This window comes from Bradyrhizobium diversitatis, assembly GCF_016031635.1.
GTDB lineage: Bacteria > Pseudomonadota > Alphaproteobacteria > Rhizobiales > Xanthobacteraceae > Bradyrhizobium > Bradyrhizobium diversitatis.
The window spans coordinates 1-671 of sequence record NZ_JACEGD010000116.1 but is presented as its reverse complement, the minus strand read 5'-3'; the positions used below and the strand labels follow the sequence as shown (position 1 = coordinate 671).

General features: G+C 66.8%; 1 protein-coding gene. It reads left to right on the top strand.

The annotated features are described in order from the left end of the window. Positions 1 to 224: 224 nt before the first annotated feature. On the top strand, positions 225 to 671 hold a 447-nt coding region (locus H1B27_RS39685), incomplete at its 3' end, for a dienelactone hydrolase family protein (protein WP_376709034.1).

Genomic DNA, 671 nt, shown 5'->3' with positions numbered 1-671 from the left:
ATGGCCCGAGGGGCCGAACTTGTTCAGCACGGTCGAAAGTCTCCGTGGAAGGCCCCTCCCAGGAAAACCCTGGAGGGCACGATGTGTTGGCTTGGATGTAGCATAGATAGGGTGGCTTGTCCGCCCGTCAAACCCACCGGTTCGTGATGTTTTACCGCCGTTTCTGCGTGATAAGGCTTCGAGCGAAGGATCGCTGGTTCCGGCCTCTTTTCCGGCAGAGTCCGATGCGCTTTCGACTGACCGCCCTGTTCCTGGCGCTGCTGATATCGGCCGCGCATGCCGCACCGGCGCCGCAGCCATGCAGCGCGATCACGGTCGGAAACGGGCCAGCGCCCTCGGGCTTGAAGAGCTGCGCATGGAGGACCCCGGACGCGAGCGGAATGTCGACCGGCTGCGGCGGCCTCGGTGGCCATTCCGATCCGGTGCTGCCGCGCTATCGGGATTGGGCCGAGCGCCTGCTCAAGGCCGGCAATGCCGTGCTGCTGCCGGACAGCTACGGCTCGCGTGAGCTCGGGCCGCAATGCCGCGTCAGGGAGATGCATGTCAAAGCGCGGCGCGAGCGCGTCGCCGATATCGCGGCCTCGCGCGCCTGGCTGATGAAGCAGGCCTGGGTGGCGCACGACCGCGTCAGCCTGATCGGCTGGGCCAACGGCGCGAGCGCACTGCTCTGG